General features: G+C 43.2%; 20 protein-coding genes and 1 pseudogene. 13 read left to right on the top strand and 8 right to left on the bottom strand.

Annotation, left to right across the window (positions count from 1 at the left end):
* The 7 genes from BA1DRAFT_RS15000 to BA1DRAFT_RS14975 all read right to left on the bottom strand — a co-directional run.
* Positions 1-675, bottom strand: a 675-nt coding sequence (locus tag BA1DRAFT_RS15000) for a hypothetical protein (protein ID WP_036780641.1), incomplete at its 3' end; no start/stop codon positions are given.
* A gap of 69 nt (positions 676-744) precedes the next feature.
* Positions 745-867 carry a hypothetical protein gene (locus BA1DRAFT_RS24395; protein WP_268747240.1) on the bottom strand — a complete coding sequence of 41 codons (123 nt, stop codon included), beginning with the start codon at positions 865-867 and terminating at the stop codon, positions 745-747.
* Positions 868-881: 14 nt separating this feature from the next.
* The gene (locus BA1DRAFT_RS14995; protein WP_036780639.1) at positions 882-1,853 is read right to left on the bottom strand and encodes a P1 family peptidase; all 972 of its coding nucleotides are present in this window, start codon (positions 1,851-1,853) and stop codon (positions 882-884) included.
* Positions 1,854-1,949: 96 nt separating this feature from the next.
* Positions 1,950-3,266, bottom strand: coding sequence for an FAD-dependent oxidoreductase (locus tag BA1DRAFT_RS14990; protein WP_036780636.1), 1,317 nt, complete (start codon positions 3,264-3,266; stop codon positions 1,950-1,952).
* 2 nt (positions 3,267-3,268) lie between these two features.
* Entirely contained in the window at positions 3,269-3,523 is a 255-nt protein-coding gene (locus tag BA1DRAFT_RS14985) for a (2Fe-2S)-binding protein (protein WP_036780634.1), read from the bottom strand.
* Complete coding sequence (locus BA1DRAFT_RS14980) at positions 3,520-4,647, bottom strand: NAD(P)/FAD-dependent oxidoreductase (protein ID WP_036780633.1); 1,128 nt, start codon at positions 4,645-4,647, stop codon at positions 3,520-3,522. Before BA1DRAFT_RS14980 ends, BA1DRAFT_RS14985 begins: the two co-directional genes overlap by 4 nt.
* Entirely contained in the window at positions 4,644-5,594 is a 951-nt protein-coding gene (locus BA1DRAFT_RS14975) for a 4-hydroxyproline epimerase (RefSeq protein ID WP_036780631.1), read from the bottom strand. The genes BA1DRAFT_RS14980 and BA1DRAFT_RS14975 overlap by 4 nt, the downstream gene beginning before the upstream one ends.
* A 359-nt stretch (positions 5,595-5,953) precedes the next feature.
* Between BA1DRAFT_RS14975 and BA1DRAFT_RS14970 the strand changes: the two genes are divergently transcribed.
* The 4 genes from BA1DRAFT_RS14970 to BA1DRAFT_RS14955 all read left to right on the top strand — a co-directional run bounded on the left by BA1DRAFT_RS14970 (position 5,954) and on the right by BA1DRAFT_RS14955 (position 11,215).
* Complete coding sequence (locus BA1DRAFT_RS14970) at positions 5,954-6,790, top strand: helix-turn-helix domain-containing protein (protein ID WP_082303698.1); 837 nt, start codon at positions 5,954-5,956, stop codon at positions 6,788-6,790.
* Between the two features lie 217 nt (positions 6,791-7,007).
* Positions 7,008-7,928, top strand: coding sequence for a dihydrodipicolinate synthase family protein (locus BA1DRAFT_RS14965; RefSeq protein WP_036780630.1), 921 nt, complete (start codon positions 7,008-7,010; stop codon positions 7,926-7,928).
* Positions 7,929-7,969: 41 nt separating this feature from the next.
* Positions 7,970-9,553, top strand: coding sequence for an aldehyde dehydrogenase (NADP(+)) (locus tag BA1DRAFT_RS14960; protein WP_036780628.1), 1,584 nt, complete (start codon positions 7,970-7,972; stop codon positions 9,551-9,553).
* 60 nt (positions 9,554-9,613) lie between these two features.
* Positions 9,614-11,215, top strand: coding sequence for an APC family permease (locus BA1DRAFT_RS14955; RefSeq protein ID WP_051560816.1), 1,602 nt, complete (start codon positions 9,614-9,616; stop codon positions 11,213-11,215).
* 345 nt (positions 11,216-11,560) lie between these two features.
* On the opposite strand, the gene BA1DRAFT_RS14950 is transcribed toward BA1DRAFT_RS14955, so the two are convergent.
* Positions 11,561-12,142: a beta-class carbonic anhydrase gene (locus BA1DRAFT_RS14950; RefSeq protein WP_036780627.1), complete on the bottom strand. Its 582-nt coding sequence runs from the start codon at positions 12,140-12,142 to the stop codon at positions 11,561-11,563.
* A gap of 246 nt (positions 12,143-12,388) precedes the next feature.
* On the opposite strand from BA1DRAFT_RS14950, the gene BA1DRAFT_RS14945 reads away from it, so the two are divergent.
* The 9 genes and pseudogenes from BA1DRAFT_RS14945 to BA1DRAFT_RS14905 all read left to right on the top strand — a co-directional run bounded on the left by BA1DRAFT_RS14945 (position 12,389) and on the right by BA1DRAFT_RS14905 (position 19,737).
* Entirely contained in the window at positions 12,389-12,883 is a 495-nt protein-coding gene (locus BA1DRAFT_RS14945; RefSeq protein WP_235201125.1) for a cupin domain-containing protein, read from the top strand.
* A gap of 190 nt (positions 12,884-13,073) precedes the next feature.
* Complete coding sequence (locus BA1DRAFT_RS14940) at positions 13,074-13,316, top strand: type II toxin-antitoxin system ParD family antitoxin (RefSeq protein ID WP_011146500.1); 243 nt, start codon at positions 13,074-13,076, stop codon at positions 13,314-13,316.
* Positions 13,309-13,446, top strand: a pseudogene (locus BA1DRAFT_RS22135) (type II toxin-antitoxin system RelE/ParE family toxin); the annotation flags it as partial. The gene BA1DRAFT_RS14940 and the pseudogene BA1DRAFT_RS22135, both read left to right, overlap by 8 nt.
* Before the next feature lie 310 nt (positions 13,447-13,756).
* A complete protein-coding gene (locus BA1DRAFT_RS14930; protein WP_036780625.1) occupies positions 13,757-13,978 on the top strand; it encodes a type II toxin-antitoxin system Phd/YefM family antitoxin in 222 nt (73 codons plus the stop codon).
* A complete protein-coding gene (locus BA1DRAFT_RS14925) occupies positions 13,975-14,367 on the top strand; it encodes a type II toxin-antitoxin system death-on-curing family toxin (RefSeq protein ID WP_036780624.1) in 393 nt (130 codons plus the stop codon). Before BA1DRAFT_RS14930 ends, BA1DRAFT_RS14925 begins: the two co-directional genes overlap by 4 nt.
* 469 nt (positions 14,368-14,836) lie before the next feature.
* Positions 14,837-16,804: a PTS mannitol transporter subunit IICBA gene (locus BA1DRAFT_RS14920; protein ID WP_036780623.1), complete on the top strand. Its 1,968-nt coding sequence runs from the start codon at positions 14,837-14,839 to the stop codon at positions 16,802-16,804.
* 2 nt (positions 16,805-16,806) lie between these two features.
* The gene (locus BA1DRAFT_RS14915) at positions 16,807-17,967 is read left to right on the top strand and encodes a mannitol-1-phosphate 5-dehydrogenase (RefSeq protein ID WP_036780622.1); all 1,161 of its coding nucleotides are present in this window, start codon (positions 16,807-16,809) and stop codon (positions 17,965-17,967) included.
* 87 nt (positions 17,968-18,054) lie between these two features.
* The gene (locus tag BA1DRAFT_RS14910; protein ID WP_072164809.1) at positions 18,055-18,600 is read left to right on the top strand and encodes an MltR family transcriptional regulator; all 546 of its coding nucleotides are present in this window, start codon (positions 18,055-18,057) and stop codon (positions 18,598-18,600) included.
* Between the two features lie 852 nt (positions 18,601-19,452).
* Positions 19,453-19,737 carry a hypothetical protein gene (locus BA1DRAFT_RS14905; protein ID WP_036780619.1) on the top strand — a complete coding sequence of 95 codons (285 nt, stop codon included), beginning with the start codon at positions 19,453-19,455 and terminating at the stop codon, positions 19,735-19,737.
* The last annotated feature ends 61 nt before the right edge of the window (positions 19,738-19,798 follow it).

Below are 19,798 nucleotides of genomic sequence, written 5' to 3'. Positions count from 1 at the left end.
TATCATTCCTTTTTGAGATATATTACTGGAATGACACAGAATTTCTAACACTCCCGAAGGTCCTTGTCCCATCGCTTTTTTCATTAAGATTCTATAGGGGAGAAGGCTTGCTCTGTCGGCAGAAGAAGGATTTTTACATCTATAAATCACTTGCTTCCCATGTTTTTCACGTTTATACCCAAAATTGAGAAGACCTAATATCTCTCTCGCGGTGACGATATGGTAGCCCTGTTCATGATTCCATAAATTAGACGGGGCTTCGGCCGACATTAGATGAAAATCTGCATGTCTATGGATACCACCAAGTACCCAACAATCATTTATCACATCGGTCCATTTATCTACCATTAAAATATTCCCCTGGGCGTTTGGGTTCCATGAATTCTCACTTTTTTCTCGGCCGAGTCCGAGTGGCTTAAGCAATCTATCCTGCTGAACATCGCTAACTCGACCAATTAGCATCGGTCCACTTGCTGAAAGGGCTTTACGATAAACTAACCAGCAATACTCGGTTAGATCATTAAGATAATTTTTACGCCTTTGGTTGTTAGGAAACTGATTGGAAAGATTTTCATGAACAACATCTTTATCTTGTTCCCACAAGAATGGATTGACCTTTTTTTTGTAACTTAGCGACTCTAGATCTCGCCTTAATGTCAACATTGCATATTTCATATCTTATACCTCAACCGTTTATAATAAAAAAAAGTTATATCAAGCCACACTAATTTTTATAGCAGTAGTTTATGAATTAGTCCAGTTTGGTGATAATAACGTCAATTTACTGATTGAGGTATCGTTCGCTTCCATTAGCTCCGGTGGCATTTGGCGCGTCACTGGAGCCAGGCTAATTTCTAATGTAACCATAACCCCGTGTTTTTTTAATCTGCTAAATCGGCATAACCTCTAACACCAAATTTTGATTTAGCTGATTTTACAGCATCTAGAACCGCAGCAGCCATGACCTCAGCCGCGAGAATACCAACCGTATTTACCGATGAGTCCACTCCACCTGTTGCCGCTGCAAAAATAGTATCCCCGTCACTCATGGTATGAACAGGGTATATCGTTCTCGCCAAACCATCATGAGCCATCTGGGCAACTTTTTTCATCTGGCTTTTATTCATATTGGCGTTACAACAAATTATGCCAATAGTCGTATTTGCTCCCTGAATAAAATTATTATCTTTATTATTTTTTATAATGTATGGCATGAGATCGATAAGATGACCATTTTTATCACATGCACCTGCAATGGTTTTGCCATTTTTAGGGTCTCTGATTTCCCCGACAGCATTCACAACAACCATTGCGCCAATTGTCAGCCCGCCAGGTAATTGAACCGATGCGGTCCCAAGGCCGCCTTTCATGGCTTTGTCAAAACCGGCCATTTTACCTATAGTGGCCCCGGCGCCTGCGCCAATATTTCCCGATGGAAAAGGGGTTACAGAAGCGTTTTGCGCGGCAAGATAGCCCATTTTAGCGTCAGGGCGCACAGCCGGATCGCCAAAGTTTAGATCAAAAATTATTGCGGCAGGAACGATAGGTACGACAGTGACACCGACATCAAAACCTTGTTTTCTTTCTTCAAGATAGCGCATTACGCCAGAGGCGGAGTCTAATCCAAAAGCACTACCTCCACTTAGTACTACCGCGTTGGCTTTCTGAACAGTATTAATGGGATCTAAAAGCTCGGTTTCCCTTGTCCCCGGGGCAGAGCCTCTGACATCAACGCCACAAACAGCTCCGTTGCCAAAAATAATGATGCTACAACCAGTTTGTTGCAACTCATCTTCAGCATGCCCAACCTTAACACCCGGTACATCCAAAATGGTTCCATTTGTCTTATGCATAAATGTTCACACCTTAAATCTCTAAAATAACTCATTAAAGGTTTTAATGATTTTCGATGTGAATCATAGCAAAGGAGACCAAACAAGCTGTGATTTTTAGTGGGAATTGTCTTCCCTGTCTCTTGCAGTGTGTCCTTCTTGCAGGGATATCTCGGCTGCCAGCGTTTCAAGACTAACAGGTGATAGTGGAATGCGAGGGGATGGTATTCCCCAATGTTTGATATCGTGGAGAATGGCAGAACAGATTTTTCCCTGACAAGCTCCCATGCCGCACCGCGTCGCCATTTTTGCACTGTTCCAATCCTGAAATGGTTCAAGTTCGTTTAAACTCACGTCTTCGCAACGGCAGATCAAGGTATCGGGGGGAAGAGCCTGTGTGATCTCTTTGTTTAATTTAAACGCTTGTGCTACCGCTGTGGCAAAATGCTGCCATTTTATTCGTTTCTGCTGCCATTTTTCAGCCAGTGTGTATTTACCACTCGCTGCAAACCCGGCAATAAATCCTTCACAAAGTGCAAGCTCACTGCCGCCAATACCTGTGCATTCTCCTGCGGCATATACACCAGCTGTGGTCGTCTGTTGCCACACATCTACCTGAATATTTCCTTGTTCATCCAGCAAACAACCAAGCAATTGCGCCAATTCCGTATTTGGTCTTAAACCAAAACCGCAAGCTAAACGCGTACAGGATAATTTCCGTTTTTGCCCTTTATTGCTGATATACACGCCTGTCAATCTGCCTTCTGCCGAGGTTTCTACTCCTAACACCATACTGTTTTGGTAATAATTTTTAAGTGGCATGAGAGAGATGGCTTGATACAACTTGTCTGGCCAGCGTAGTAGTCGCAAGCTGAATGAAAATAGGCGGTGTAAAGGCGCTTGTTCAATGATGCCAACCACGTCCCCTCCTGCTTTTTTTACTGTCTCCGCAACTGCGAGCAACAGGGGGCCGCTGCCGGCAATAACGACACGTTCACCCGTCATGGGGAGACCACTTTTTATCAGCGCCTGTAATCCGCCCGCACCGGTGACACCCGGTAATGTCCATCCAGGGAAGGGAAGTAATTTTTCTTTGGCGCCGGTACAAAGAGTGATGTGCTGGTAGTGAATCATTCGGTGTCTACCCGCTATTTCAACAATCACACATTGGCTGTCTAGTGCGACCACTTTACAATCCGATAAATAGATTAATGCATCTTCTGATAGTACCGATAAATAACGTTTCGCCATCGGTGGTAATGTATGAAACGGCCCTTGACGCCAAATTTGTCCGCCTGCTCTGGGATTGTCATCAATCAGGATAACGGATTGTTGCCCTTGTATCGCAGCCTGTGTGGCAGCCAATCCCGCTGGCCCTGCGCCAACAACCAGTACATCACAGCGCAATACCGTAGAAGAAGATGATGTTGCCATGTTCAGATCCTCTCGACTTTCATGCCCATCTCACAAACTGTCTGACATGCTACATGACGGCGACCATTAATCATCAAGCGGCATTCTTGGCAGATCCCCATACCACAAAAAGGTACTCTCAGTTGATGTGATACAGATGTACGACAATGTTCATCACCGGTATAAGCTAGCGCCGCCGCAACAGTAATCCCCGCAGGAACCGTGATCAGTTCGCCATCAATAAACAAAGCAGTAAATGGTGGTTTTTTGAGTTTCATGGCAACCTCTGGCGAGTCATGGTAGTCAAGCGTGTAGGTTGGTAAGGCAATGGATCAATCTCCGTTTTTCTATTCAGCATCAATGCAGAGATGATTTTGGCGCTGCCCGGTGCGGTGGTTACACCTAATCCTTCATGGCCTACAGCTAGCCATAGCCATTCGTAATCAGGATGTTGTCCCAATAGCGGCAAGCCATCTGGAGTTGCAGCACGAAAGCCGGACCAACAGCGTAAAATATTCATCTGACCAAGCTGAGGTAAAAAATGAAGTGCACGCTGGAGCATAGAACGGAGTAGGGCGAGATCAATAGTGTGTTGTTCGTTATGGAACTGACGTGAAGAGCCGATTAGAAGCTGACCAGTGGGGCGGGCCTGAACGTTGAAAGCGATTGACGTATCATTCGAGGTATGTGTACTGGCGCTATACCCTAATTCCACCAGTTGATGTGTGATGCTGGTGGGGTAACGATCTGTAATTGCCAATTGCCCTTTTTTAGGAACGATCGGTAATTCAGGTAACAGATATGTACTCCACAACCCATTTGCCAGCAATATTCTCGGCGCACAATATTTTTTTCCATCACGCAGCACAACGGTTTGAGGCTCTAAGGTATGCACTTGCCCTTTAATAAACTGAATTTTTTCGTGACAGCGAGCAAGAAACCAGTGTACGACATTTGGCGCATAAACAATCCCATCCCCAGGAACAGACAAACCACCGGCAATCCCGCTTCTTACCATAGGTTCTATCTGATGAATTTGTGTCGCTGTCATCGGAGTATTTTCGATTTCATAGGCGGTAAGACGTGCGCTTTTTTCCTCAGCCAGTTCCATTTCATCCTCTGCATCCGCCAGCCAAAGCGTGCCGCATCTACGCCATGCACAATTTTCTGGCATATGTGGGGTGAATGTTCGCCATATATCTAATGAGTAACGACTCAATGCCAGTTCAGCAGGATTGTCGTCCATACACACTAGATGCCCCATTCCTGCCTGTGTTGCTCCTTTACCACCATCATCAATTACAGCAATCCTCAAACCATCTTGTACCAACTGATAAGCACATGCGGCTCCAATGATGCCAGCGCCAACGATAATGACATCCGGTATTTGGGGGAGAGTCATACATTGATTCCCCAGACAAAGGGATCGCTTTTGGCAATGATTAACTTGTTATCACCGTAGACATGCGCTGTTCCCCGGATCACAGAGGCAATTTTCTGACCAACCCACTGATATTGGGCTTCAAAAACACTTCCAATAATGCTGGATTGGCGCCAGATCTCACCCGGCTGCAATTTTCCATCCGCTGCCAGACAGGCTAACTTAGCGCTTGTTCCTGTGCCACACGGTGAACGGTCATAGACTTTCCCCGGACATAACACAAAATTGCGACTATCAGCATGGTTATCTGGAGCGAATAATTCAATATGGTCGATACATTTGCCATTTTCACCGGTGATCCCTGCTTGTTCCAGCGCCTGTCTAACGGCCCAACTGTATTGTGTGAGTTCGTCGATATGGTGGGGGGTTAGAGACAGATTATGTTGACCGATCAGAAAAAACCAATTTCCTCCCCAGGCAATGTCTCCATTAACATCCCCCATACCGGGCACGTTCACGGTGACATTTTGCTGATAACGATAAGAGGGGACATTATAAACAGACACTGCTCCATCCTTATGGAGTACCGCCTCGACAATCCCAACAGGCGTCTCAATTTTATATTTGCTTGGGGTCAACCAGCCTAGATGATGGAGCGAAGCAATAAGGCCCATCGTGCCGTGGCCGCACATGCCTAAATATCCCGTGTTATTAAAGAAGATCACCCCCATATCGGCGTCAGGTACAGTAGACGGACATAAAAGTGCGCCTACCAACATATCGTTCCCTTTTGGTTCAAGAATGAGAGCCTTGCGCCAGTGATCAAATTCAGCCTCAAAGCGTTGACGCTGTTTGGCAACGGTTCCGGTGCCAAGAGATGGAAATCCCTCGATTACCGTACGGGTGGGTTCTCCACCGGTGTGTGAATCAATGACGCGAACCATCTGATAATCATGTTTATCTGCCATAAAGCCACCCAATTAACGTATTTTTAATCAATGGTGGCGTACTATTTCATTTGTCGCTTGATGAATTTCATACTGCAATATGCTGAAATCAGCACAATGAAAGAATCACTGAATTATCAGTGAGACATTCCAATAAGATAATGAAATGAAAAGTTATAAATAAACCTAATAAGGATTATTTCTGTTTTTACCAGAAAAATTTATAAATTGATCTATAAAATCAAATAGGTAAATAAGAAAAGCGGAATAACTTTCTGTGACAATTATCACATGAACACAAAATAGCTCTTTTGAATATTGCTAATACATCGAATCTGATATTTATCTTTTTAATCAAGGTAAATAGACTGGAGATATCGATGATGAATATATACCAGAACAATGAAAAAAACGGCATTGGCACAAATGGTCATGACGTTTGTAATGTTGAGTTTTTATCGGCGCTTTGTAGTGGATTCGTTAATCAAAAACCCAATAACCTGCAAGATATTCTCAATGCGGTTGCTTTAATTACACCGTTGTTAAATGCGATTCCCAGTGTGGTTTTCTTTATCAAAGATATCAAAGCGCGTTATCTAATTGCGAACCTTACGCTAGCCACACGCTGTGGATTTAAGTCGATCTCTTCGCTACTCGGTAAAACCTCTTCCGAAATCTTTCCTGCTCAGATGGGCAGTTGTTACACCGAACAGGATTTACGTGTGTTGCATCAAGGGGTAATTATCCAAAACCAACTGGAGCTTCACTTTTATCATGGACGCAAAGCAGGCTGGTGCATGACATATAAATTGCCATTGTATAATCAACATAATCAAATTGTTGGTATGGCAGGAATTTCTCATGATTTGATGGAAGTTAAGGAAAATCATCCTGTGTACCAAAAGTTGGTTATCGTTGATGATTATATTCGTGAACATTTCTATCGAACAATTCGTCTCGAAGAGCTAACTCATTTAACACGTCTCTCGGTTGCTCAATTGGAACGCTACTGTAAACGCATCTTTCACCTGACGCCTCGGCAGATGATCCACAAAATTAGAATTGAAAAAGCGTCTGAATTGTTGGCTACAGAATTACCTATCACAGATGTCGCCTTGCAATGTGGTTATACAGATCACAGCGCGTTTACTCGGCAATTTAAAGCGTCAACCGGGCTAACTCCCAGTGATTTTCGTCAGTCGATAGGGCTGGAATAATTTGCCGTTTTCCTGATATATGCCGTTCTTTCGTGATCCAATAAGTTTGACATTCCTATTATGCTAATTTCGTCATTGTTTACTGCGAAAAGTCACAAGCTTCTCTGTAGTGAAATAGCCATCATTCCATCAAAACCAATAAATCACATTTTTTTAACAAGGTAAAAACAATTTGCATTTTAAATATCAAGTAAATCAATGATCAAAGGGGAGAGCTATGAATAAAAGAAAGGTTAATTGGCAGGGTGTTTTTCCGGCAGTGACGACACAATTTAACCTCGATTTTTCCATTAATTTGGACGCCACACACAAGGTAATGACGAACCTGATTAAAGACGGAGTTTCCGGTTTAGTCGTCAATGGTTCTGTAGGGGAAAACACATCTCTGTCTATAAAGGAGAAGCGTGCTATCGTTGAACTCGCAGTAGATGTTGCTGGTGGGCAAGTTCCCGTTCTTTCGGGTATCGCAGAATTGACAACCGATAATGCGTGCAAAATGGTTTCTGAATGCCGACAGGCAGGGGCTGATGGGGTGATGATCATGCCGCCTCTGGTTTATACCCCAACACTGAAAGAAAATAGGGCGTATTTCCGTACAATTGCTGCCTCTACCGATTTACCCGTCATGCTATATAACAACCCTCTGCTGTATAAAAATGATATTACGCCGAAAATGCTGATGTCTCTGGCCGATTGCGAAAATATCGTTGCATTTAAAGATTCATCAGGCAATACCCGTCCTTTTAGTGATATTCCCAATGAAACAGGCGATCGCTTCATTCTTTTTGCAGGTTTGGATGACGTTGTTTTGGAGTCAGTCGCAGTGGGCGCAGAAGGTTGGATTTCAGGTATGTCGAATGCCTTTCCTCGGGAAGGAGAGACTTTATTCCGTCTGGCTAAACAGAAACGTTATGAAGAAGCTCGGGAATTATATCGCTGGTTTATGCCTCTGTTGCATTTGGATTTCCGCCCTGATTTGGTGCAATGCATCAAACTGTGTGAAGAAATGGTTGGCCGTGGTAGTGCCATTACCCGTCCACCGCGTTTACCACTCGAAGGGGAGACATTGGCAGAAGTACGCGCCATTGTAGAAAAAGCCCTCGCTAATCGTCCTTCACTGCCCGATGTAGGTCTCTGAATTGGGCGGTAACTGTTTCTGATACCCTTGGAGGAATCACTATGTTGGTAACACATTCAGGTAGGCAGTTTATTGGTGGTCGCAGGCAAGCAGAGGGAGAACGCTGTTTGCACAGCCGGCGAGCGGTGGATAACTCACCAATGGGTTATGCGTTTTATCAAGCTACACGACATGAGGTCGAACTCGCCGCCCAAGCAGCCGCCGATGCATTTACACGTTATAGCCAAACATCGTTAGAAGAACGAGCTGTTTTTTTAGCTAGAATTGCCGATGAAATTGATGCTCTCGGTGATGATTTCATTGCCCTTGTATCAGAAGAAACGGCTCTGCCTCCCGCTCGACTTCAAGGTGAACGGTCGAGAACGAGTGGACAAATGAGGCTGTTTGCCACGCTGTTACGCCGGGGTGATATTCATGCCGCCCGTATTGATACTGCGCAACCTGAGAGAAAACCGCTTCCCAGAGTTGATATTCGCCAGTGCCATATTCCTCTAGGTCCTATTGCGGTTTTTGGCGCCAGTAATTTCCCTTTGGCTTTTTCAACTGCTGGTGGTGACACGGCGTCAGCATTAGCTGCGGGCTGTACCGTTGTTTTCAAAGCACATAGCGGCCATATGGCTACCGCCGAAATCATCGCAGAAGCCATTGAACGCGCTATTATCGCCACACAAATGCCCGCAGGTGTATTCAATATGATTTATGGCAATAGCGTGGGGGCAGATCTCGTCAAACACCCCATTATTCAGGCCGTTGGTTTTACCGGTTCACTCGCTGGTGGACGTGCACTGTTCGATATGGCTGCGCAGCGACCACAACCTATTCCGGTTTTTGCTGAAATGTCGAGTATTAACCCGGTCATTGTGCTGTCAAACGCCTTAGCGCAGCGGGGAAAACAGATTGCCCAAGAACTGGTAAATTCATTCACATTAAGTAGCGGTCAGTTTTGTACCAAGCCAGGAATAATCTTGGGTATTCGTTCACCGGAATTTGATCAATTTATTACTCACTTGACGCAGGAAATCACGCTTCGTCCGGCACAGTCAATGCTAAACCAAGGCACGTTGCTCAACTATCAAAAAGGTATCCATCAACTGGATGATGAACCCTTAATGACACGGTTAGCCGTTGGTGAACATCATGAAAATCAGGCAAGTGCAATGCTGTATCGCGCAGATATTGCTTTGTTGTTGAATAAAAATGCCCTGTTACAAGAGGAGGTTTTTGGTCCTGTTGCTATTGTGATTGAAGTCGAAAGCCAATATCAGCTTTTACACGCAATTGACTGTTTTCAGGGGCAACTTACCGCTACCTTGATTGGTGAATACGATGAATTAGCAAATGCACATGAGCTTAGTCGACGATTACAGAGCATCGCGGGCAGGGTGGTTGTCAACGGCTATCCGACAGGCGTTGAAGTATGTGATGCCGTGGTTCATGGCGGGCCTTATCCAGCGACTTCTGATGTGAGAGGGACTTCCGTTGGCACACTGGCCATCTGGCGTTTTCTACGCCCGGTATGTTTCCAAAACTATCCCAAATCCTTACTTCCGCCTGCACTGCAAGACCATAATCCGTTAAATATTTCTCGATTAATCAATGGGGTGATGAGCCGGGAAGTATTGTAAAACGCGCAGTTACCCCACGTTGACGTATATCAAATAAGAAACAGAAAAGGGCGAATAATTATGGCGCTATACGAAGCTTCTTCGCTGCCAAAATCCGATTCAGGGCAGGGTAAATTTAAGAAGCAGTTAACACTCACGGATTTAACCTTTATTGGATTAGGGGCTATTTTTGGCTCTGGCTGGTTATTTGCAGCCAGTCATGTGTCTGTTATTGCGGGACCAGCAGGAATTTTTTCTTGGGTGATTGGCGGTATCGCCGTGCTCTTACTTGGTATTGTTTATTGCGAACTGGGGGCGGCACTGCCTAAATCAGGTGGCATTATCCGTTACCCGGTGTTTTCTCATGGTGAACTCATGGGGTATTTAATGGGTTCCATCACCTTAATTGCATTTTCCAGCTTAATAGCCATCGAAGTTGTCGCTGCTCGACAATATGCGGCGGCGTGGTTTCCATTTCTCAGTCAGCCTGGTTCTGGTGATCCGACTCTGACAGGCTGGCTGGTTCAATTTATTTTATTAGCATTTTTCTTTTATCTTAATTACAACAGCGTGAAAACCTTTGCGAAATCTAACAATATTATTAGTATTTTCAAGTTTATCGTTCCGCTGCTCGTCATTATTATCCTGTTTAATTATTTCAACCCGAGTAATCTGCAAGTTCACGGATTTTCTCCTTTTGGGGTATCGGGTGTTGAAGCTGCGGTTTCAGCAGGTGGGATTATCTTTGCTTATCTTGGCTTAACGCCCATTATTTCTGTCGCTGGTGAAGTGGAAAACCCCCAAAAAACAATTCCGATTGCCCTCATTCTATCTATTTCACTGTCTACGGTTATTTATGTTTTATTACAGTTAGCGTTTCTTGGCGGGATACCCTCTGATCTACTCGTTGGTGGCTGGAATAACATTGGGCAATATTTTTCACTGCCATTTCGGGATATAGCCTTAATCCTCGGTGTGGGATGGCTCGCTTTTTTGGTGGTATGTGATGCGGTGATCTCTCCTAGCGGTACCGGGAATATTTATATGAATGCCACTCCTCGTGTCGTTTATGGTTGGGCAAAAAGTGGGACGTTATTTAATGTATTTACCCATATTGATGAAAAATCGGGAATACCACGTCCTGCACTTTGGTTAACGTTTATTCTTGCTGTTTTTTGGACATTACCTTTTCCTTCATGGGAAAAACTCATCAGTGTTGTTTCTGCGGCGTTAATTCTGAGCTACGCATTAGCGCCAGTAACCGCTTCGGCCTTACGCCGTAATGCCAGGGAGATAAAACGTCCTTTTTATGTTAAATGGTTTGCGCTCATTGGCCCGCTTTCTTTTATTATTTCTGCTTTCATTGTTTACTGGTCTGGCTGGAAAACGGTTTCTTGGTTGCTCGGATTACAGATTATCTTGTTTTTTATCTACTTGTTATTCAAAAATAAAGTTCCTACAGGCAAAGTGAGTTTGCGCCAACAGATAACCTCGGCCCTGTGGTTGATTGGTTTTTACAGTGCCATGATCATTCTATCCTATTTAGGCACATTTGGTGGTAAAGGCATTATTCCTGCCCCTTGGGATATTGTGGCAGTGGCAGTGATCTCTTTAATTGCCTTTTATTGGGGAACTTTTAGCGCTTTACCCAATGCTATTTTACCAACGGAGGATGAGGATTAGTGCTGATGGATTACGTAAAAAAACAACTTCATTCAGAAGAAGACTCAGAGCCTAAATATTTTGTTTGGAGGAGAAGGGTAATTGACGTTCAAAGTTCTAATGTGCCGTGATATTTTTTTAATTGAATTTAATTTGGGAGAATGGCTACTTTAATATGACCTATATTCCCTAAATGCTTTAGTCTGGTTAACGATAATTATGCATAAAAATGGTTCTCTGAAACTGTTGTTTATTTCAGGAGTGGACACTCATTGAGGCATGGACATCCTTGTCCACATTGATGCCGGTAGATTTAAGCAAGCTCATCGTAAATTAAGATCAATAGTTACAAAATTTCCTGAAAAATCAAGCACCTTCTGCAATGCTTGTTGCCTCAGGAACCTCAATTAATTTTCCTGACCTCACATCATATATGTACCCATATATGGAGATATTTGCGGGGACAAGAGGGTGGGTACGAATACGATGAATATCTTCAATTACACTATCAACTTGATTGTTAATGGTAAGCCATTTGATATATTTTCCCTCAGATGATCCTGTACCATTGCCGACATCTTTAAATCCTTCATCCGTCATTATCGCGCTTTCCAGGCTGCTTTCCAGTAGATCGCCCATGATATTGTCTGTAAAAAGTTCCATCCCACAATTAGTATGGTGAATGACAAACCACTCTTTTGTGCCAAAAAGTTTATAGGAAATAATAAGTGAACGAATGGCATCATCGCTGGCCCTGCCGCCTGCATTACGAATAATATGAGCGTCACCTTCAGATAAACCTGCAAATTTTGCTGGATCTAACCTAGCATCCATACACGTCAATATGGCAAATCGTCTGACAGCAGGTAAACCAAGGTTTTTTTTATCACCAAAAGTTGCTGCATATGCAATATTAGCGTCACTTATTTCTCTGATAACACTGCTCATCCTTCCTCCCTTCATATTTTCTGGTTTAATAAAAAGCTAGAACATCTATCTAGATAAATGAATATGAGGCTGAAAATACAGATATATAAAAAAAATTTATGAAAAATATATACCTCGTATCCTTTGTACTGGTCAAGTAAATCCTAAGTGTTTCAATAGACATTGTGATGTAATGATGTTTTCGGAGTTTTCAGTGGAGAAAGTTGTATCTTAAAAAAGTTCTAAAGTAATCATGGTGCGCATGGTATGGTTCACTACAGGTCATCTACCAAATTTATGCACTATGCACAAGGAAACCATATGCGGTTATCTATTCAAACCTTATCAGCCTTTACATCTTTTGCTTTCCTGATTGCTCCGTTTTTCACTCAAGCCCATAGCGGCAATACTGCTGGTATTAACGTTGAAAAATTGCTTGAGACTGAAAAGTCTTGGGATGGCGTGTCTTACCAGGGATACCCTAAAGGCACTCCTCAGCTTTCAGTTCTCAAAATTACTATTGCTCCAAATACTAGCCTTGCCTGGCATCAGCACCCGATACCTAATGTAGCTTACGTGCTGGACGGGGTGTTAACGGCAGAGAAAAAATCCAGTGGCGAAAAACGTCTTATAAAGGCGGGAGAGGTGGTACCGGAGATGGTTGACAGCACTCATCGCGGTTACACAGGCAAAGAGGGTGCTACTCTCGTGGTCTTCTACGCGGGGGAAAAAGGGATCCCTCTTTCTAAACCCGTTGAGTAAAAATCACTCAGGCAGGACAAGATGCACTTGAGACGACCTTTAACAACCTGGATTGCCTTGCGGCTGTACTCGCTGTCTTCAATTAATCATCCGTATCTAGCGGGTGGTGTACAAACATAGTCCGCTGGTGATCATTGTTATGCCTTGCTATAATTGTATTACTCAGTAATACAATGAAGAGACGAATTTTATGGCACGAGTAACTAGTGTTACCCTTGGTGAGCACTTCAACGGGTTCGTTGGTGATATGATCCAATCTGGTCGTTATGGCAACACATCCGAAGTTGTCCGCGATGCTTTGCGCCTGATGGAGGCTCGCGAGCAGCGTATTCAGAATGTTCGTGAAATGGTGTTGGCTGGCCTGAATTCCCCCGTCAGCAAAAACAGCATGGATGATATTTTTGTAATGGCAGCGAAGGACTTAAATGTATAAGTTTTCCGAATTGGCTGATGAAGACATATTTCATATTGCCCGTTATACGATACAGCAGTTTGGTCAAAATCAGGCGAGGCGTTATCACGATGAACTGAAAAGAACTTTCGAGCTACTAGCCACATCTCCCTGGAACTCTTCTTCATTTTTCCTCTTATAATTATCATCTATTCCCGTTGGCGGTCAGTGTCAACAATTCCCGACAGATTGGTCTTATCTGTACATTGGTGCGCATAATTTATATTATGTTAAATAGCCTTAGACGATGAACAACTTCACATAGAACTAGGTGATTTTTGACACCCTTTCCTGTTCTAGTGTTACGATAATTACGATAATTACGATAATTACGATAATTACGATAATTACGATAGGTTGAATGATGTACTTTTTATATGTACATTGCATGTGTACACCTACTTCTACCTAAGGAGATAACCATGCAAACCTATACCTCAACTCAGGCCAGAGCCAATATTTCTGTGGTGCTGGATACCGCAGTCAATGGTGAACCTGTTGAAATCACCCGTCGGGACGGCAGCGCTGCCGTAGTGATCAGTAAAGCGGAATTCGAGGTGTATCAGAATGCAAAGCTGGATGCTGAGTTTGATGCCATGATGCAACGTCATGGTCATACAGTAGCAGCGTTGACTGACCGATGATTTGGGTGAGTGCTCAAGAAGTTATTGCCTTCCACGATCGCATACTTCGACGTTTTCCTGGCGTTGCCGGGATAGCAGATCCTGGTAGAGCGCAGGCATTGATTTATCGTGTGCAAAATCGGGTTCACTATGAAGGCATTACTGACCTTTTTGAACTCGCCGCAACTTACTGGGTAGCGATTGCTCGTGGTCATATCTTTAATGACGGTAATAAGCGGACCGCATTTCTCGTGACCATGAGCTTTCTTTGGCGTAATGGTATTTGCATTCGCAATAACGGCAATACGCTGGAAAACTTAACTGTAGAAGCTGCTACTGGTGAGAAAACTGTCAGTCAGTTGGCTCAATATTTGCGGGAACTAGTGGACAGTCCGAATTCACGTTATTAAACACATGATATCGGGGAAGCTGAGTTTGAGCTTTGTTGCGTAGGTTTTCTCCACATAGCTTGAGAGCAAACACCTGTTGTTCTATTTGTTTGGTTCAATTTATTCAATACGGAGGCTCCCCTTACGAGCAAATACTATTGCCCTCCTCTTTTGGTTTTGGATAAAGATATTTTGTGATCTAATTCTCTATTTAAGAAAAATGCCCACTAAATAAAAAGTGATTTAGTTCACGTTATTTTTGTTTTTAGGTTAATGTTTGAGCGATTTAATTTTTCTGCATGAGTAAAATGTGATCTGAGCAATATAAATAAGGGGCGAAGAAGAGGAACTTGGTGATATTAATCACAAAAAACCCCGCGGTACGCATCTGAAAAAAGGCGTGATAAAGTGAAGGTGTTCAACAATCAACAGGCGTTATTTGGCGATAACGTCTACCAAACCTTATCTTCTCGTACCACGAGGTTTTGTCATGGTAACATCAAATATAAAATTAAAGGTACAGAATTTTGGGCGCTTTCTCAGTAATATGGTCATGCCCAACCTCAGTGCTTTTATTGCGTGGGGGCTTATCTCTGCCCTATTCATCCCGACTGGTTGGTTCCCGAATGAAACGCTGGCGCAACTTGTCGGCCCCATGATCACCTATCTACTCCCCTTGCTAATAGGCTATACCGGAGGCCGTCTGGTCGGTGGCGAGCGTGGTGGTATCGTTGGCGCTATCACAACCATTGGGGTCATTGTCGGCGCAGAGATTCCTATGTTTATGGGGGCTATGATCGCAGGCCCATTAGGAGGTTTTGCCATCCGTCATTTTGACCGCCGGGTGGAAGGTAAAGTTAAAAGCGGTTTTGAAATGCTGCTGAATAATTTTTCATCAGGCATTATCGGGATGCTCCTTGCAATACTTGCCTATCTGGCAATTGGTCCTTTAATAGCTGAGATATCAAAAGTTCTGGCTGCCGGTGTGAACGTGATAGTCGCATATAATCTGCTGCCACTGACGTCTATCGTTGTCGAACCAGCAAAAATCCTGTTCCTCAACAATGCAATCAACCACGGTATTTTCTCTCCCCTGGGGATTCATCAGGTAACTGAAACCGGAGCCTCTATCTTCTTCCTAATTGAAGCGAATCCAGGGCCGGGGTTAGGTGTTTTGCTGGCCTACATGTTCTTTGGCAGAGGGAATGCCCAACATACTGCTTCCGGTGCGGCCGTCATCCATTTCCTTGGTGGTATTCATGAAATCTACTTCCCGTATGTATTAATGAACCCTCGTTTGCTGATTGCCTTGATCCTTGGCGGCATGACAGGAGTTTTCGTCATGGGGATATTCCATGCTGGACTGATTTCTCCGACATCTCCTGGCTCTATCTTTGCTGTACTGCTGATGACGCCGAAATCTTCTCTTATTGGTGTGGTTCTTTCGGTGTGTAGTGCAACGTTGGTTTCATTTCTGGTATCAGCCATTTTGCTGAAGAGAACCCGTATCGGTGATGAAGATACTTTGAGCCATGCCACTCAGCGGGTACGTGATATGAAAGCGCCCAACTTGGCGAATAAACAGAGGGAAGCCGCTCTGACAGACAGCCATAATAAAAACTTATCCTACGTGAAAAAAATTGTGGTTGCCTGTGACGCAGGTATGGGATCAAGCGCTATGGGCGCGGGCTTACTAGCGAAAAAAGTGCATGATGCGGGATTGGCTGACATTTCTGTTACTAACATGGCGATAAACGATCTGAAAGATGATGTGGATATCGTGGTGACGCACCGGGATTTGACAGACAGGGCAAAAATCTTTGCGCCGGGCGCCATTCATATCTCACTGACCCATTTTCTGAACAGTCAGGTATATAGCGACCTTGTTACCCGCCTGATAGCAGAAAAGCACCCGAATGCGGCAAACGATGGCAGGATTGTGCGCCAGTCTATTGCTGCCGCCAATGATGAATATTATGGCCAAGAAAACCAGGAGGAGCGGCTATTTACACTGAATGAGAACCATATTTACCTCAATCTGACTGCACAGACCAAAGAAGAAGCGATCCGTTTTGCTGGCAACAAGATGGTGGAAGGTGGTTATGTCGAACCGGACTATGTGGATGCGATGCTGGCAAGAGAAAAGCTAACGTCTACCTATCTGGGGGAATCTATTGCTGTTCCTCATGGCACGATTGATGCGAAAAACCGGGTGCTTAAGACCGGCATCGTGATTTGCCAGTATCCGGCCGGTGTGCAATTTGGTGAAGAGCCTGACGAAATCGCTTGTCTGGTGATAGGTATTGCGGCTCGTAGCAATGAGCATATTGAAGTCATTGCCCACATTACCCGCACGCTTGATGAAGACGGCGTGATTGAGCGCCTGAGCAAAACGCAGAGTGTTCAGGAAGTGCTGGAAATCTTATCAGGTAAAGTGCAGCTTAAGCAGAGAGGTTGATCATGAAAGTGATTCATTTTGGCGCCGGTAATATTGGCCGAGGCTTTATCGGTAAACTTCTGGCTGATGCTAATTCAGATATGACATTTGCTGATATTAACCAGCCGTTGGTTGACCAGTTGGCCCATAAGCAGTCCTATCAGGTTCATATTGTGGGCAAAGAACATCGCGTTGAAAGCGTGCGACAAGTTAATGCCATCAATAGCACTGATCCGAAAACAGTGGAATACATTGTACAGGCTGACATGGTGACAACCGCCGTTGGCCCGCAGGTATTGGAGAAGATCGCCACAACATTGGCAAAAGGCATCATGTTGCGCAAAGAAACTGGCAATGACCGACCTCTGAACATTATTGCCTGTGAAAATATAGTTCGCGGAACCAGCCAGTTGAAACAGCATGTACTGGCAGTTATTCCACAGGTAGATCATGAATGGGTGCAACGGCATGTCGGTTTTGTTGATTCAGCCGTAGACAGAATTGTGCCGCCAACAGATGCTGCCAACGATGATCCTTTGGATGTCACCGTTGAAACATTCAGTGAGTGGATTGTTGACCAGACACAATTTAAAGGAGAAATCCCGACTATCAACGGCATGGAACTGACCGATAACCTGATGGCGTTTGTGGAGCGTAAACTGTTTACCCTCAATACTGGTCATGCCATCACGGCTTATTTGGGACAACTCTTCGGTCATAAGACGATTTGTGCAGCAATCAATGATCCTCAGATTCGTATCATTGTTAAAGGCGCAATGGAAGAAAGTGGTCGGGTGTTAATAAGGCGTTACAGTTTTTCCCCTGATAACCATGCGCAATATATAGAAAAGATACTGAACCGCTTTGCTAACCCCTATTTACAGGATGATGTAGAACGCGTTGGGCGTCAGCCGATACGTAAACTCAGCCCAGAGGATCGGTTAATTAAGCCGTTATCAGGGACTCTGACATATCATTCGGCGAACGATAACCTGATTACAGGCATTGCTGCGGCTTTGCATTTCAGGAGTGATTCTGATCCGCAGGCTGTAGAAATGAGCAGGATAATTAATGACGAAGGTATACAACAGGCCGTTCTCCGTATTTGCCGACTGGATGTTCAGTCTCCTATTATTGAGCGTATATGCAGTGAATATCAGCGCTTAGGGGAACTTATCCGGTGAACACGGTAATCAATTTCTACACTTAATGAAACTGTTAAAATTCACTTCATGGCTACAGTGAACAACGTCGTCGTGAAGTGAAGAATCATCATGGAAAATAGACAAAAAACAGAAAACCAGCTCCTCGAACGGCTCAACAAGCGAACCGAGGTTAAGCCATTTATTCAGGAAGTGATCCACTTGATAACGGGTGCTATTGACCAGTTGATGCTAAAAGTTTTCCGTAAAGATGATTATGCCGTGAAATATGCTGTTGAACCGCTCCTCTTGGGAGATGGCCCGCTGGGCGAACTGGCAGTCAGACTTAAATTGGTTTATGCGCTTGGCGCTATTTCCCGTGAAATCTATGAAGACATCGAACTTTTTCTGGCTTTAAATGAAACGTTACAGCAAGAACAGCAGCGTTATGAATTTACGGATGATGAAATCATTGGCCCGATCAGGATGTTGCACTGTATGGGGGTTTTACCTGAGATGATGCGCTTTGACCAGCCAGAGGATGTGATTGATCAGCAATTGATTGATTTACAAAAGTACCGATATAAACAAATGGTGCGTTCTTCTTTGGTGCTGGCAGTGACGGTATTAGTGACCGAAATTTTGGATACGGGGGAGATTGGAATAGGGATATAAAGCCCGACTCTCCAAAGTGGGCAGCATCGCAGTATTACAGAAGGATAGATGCTCCGTCTCAATAATATGTTGTCACCCTCCTCTCCTACTTTTTTGGATGATTACACTGGTGTTTTTTGAAGCTTATGTTTGGTTGTGTTTGAAGATTAATTTTTAAATTAAATTCACTTTTCATATGAAAATATAAAAAGTGAATTTGTTATGAAAATAAAAATGATGTTTTTGGGGAATTATGAATGTTTTTATTGGGTAGTAATATAATTACGATGAGAGTACTTATTCAGAAGTATTATAGTTAATAGATATAGCATTTGAAGGCAATAATTATAAAAAGAATTTTTTACCAGAATTATTCTGAAAAATAATGAAGTAAAATGTTTGCTGTTAATCACATTAAGAACATCCAGAGTCAGGGTAGTTGACATTATTACCAGAGAATCCATTCGGCGTGAGTGAGTGAAATATAAACGATTTCAATTGTCAGCGCCGACTTTCCCTTATTTAAAGCACCACCATATTGTTACCTTTTCAGATTAAATATGTGAGGTAAATCATAAATTCCAGAGGGGTTAAATATACTGACATTAAAGATAGTTTCATGGAAAACTATAGGAAAATAAATTGTCATTATATATTAGATTTGCCCTTTTTGATTTCTGCTACTATTATGATAAATGGAATTTAGGTTTCCAACCTAATTCTATCTAGGATGAAAGATATAAGCAGTTTTTGAATTTTAAAATTGTAACATCATCGATGTGGTGATTTATATTTATCACGCATTATCACATATGATTTTGGTAAATAATACGTTTAAATATGTAAATTCTGAAACTATTTAAGGAGAATCTTATGTTCAAGAAATTATTAACAGTTGGGGCATTAGCAACAGCATTAATTGGAGGGATTGGGACTGCATCGGCAGTGACTTGTAATAATGAGGAACCAGGATATATTGGTAACGGTAAGTATTATAGATATCTTACTAATCCTTATAATAATTTTTCTAATAGATTTGAGGAGGTTACTAGTTTCGGATTGATGACATGGTATTTTAAACATAGTCTTGGGGCTTGTGATTTGCCTAATGGAAATGGAAGAGCTTTCCAGGCTTACTATGAAGGTAGAATAAGTTAAAGATATTTTAGGAATTCAGATAAATCTCGTTTAAAAAGCAGTTTTTGAATTTTAAAATTGT

Source organism: Photorhabdus aegyptia (genome assembly GCF_000612035.1).
GTDB classification, from domain to species: Bacteria; Pseudomonadota; Gammaproteobacteria; order Enterobacterales; family Enterobacteriaceae; genus Photorhabdus; species Photorhabdus akhurstii.
The sequence above is the reverse complement of the archived record's forward strand: the minus strand, read 5'-3'. Positions and strand labels throughout refer to the sequence as shown.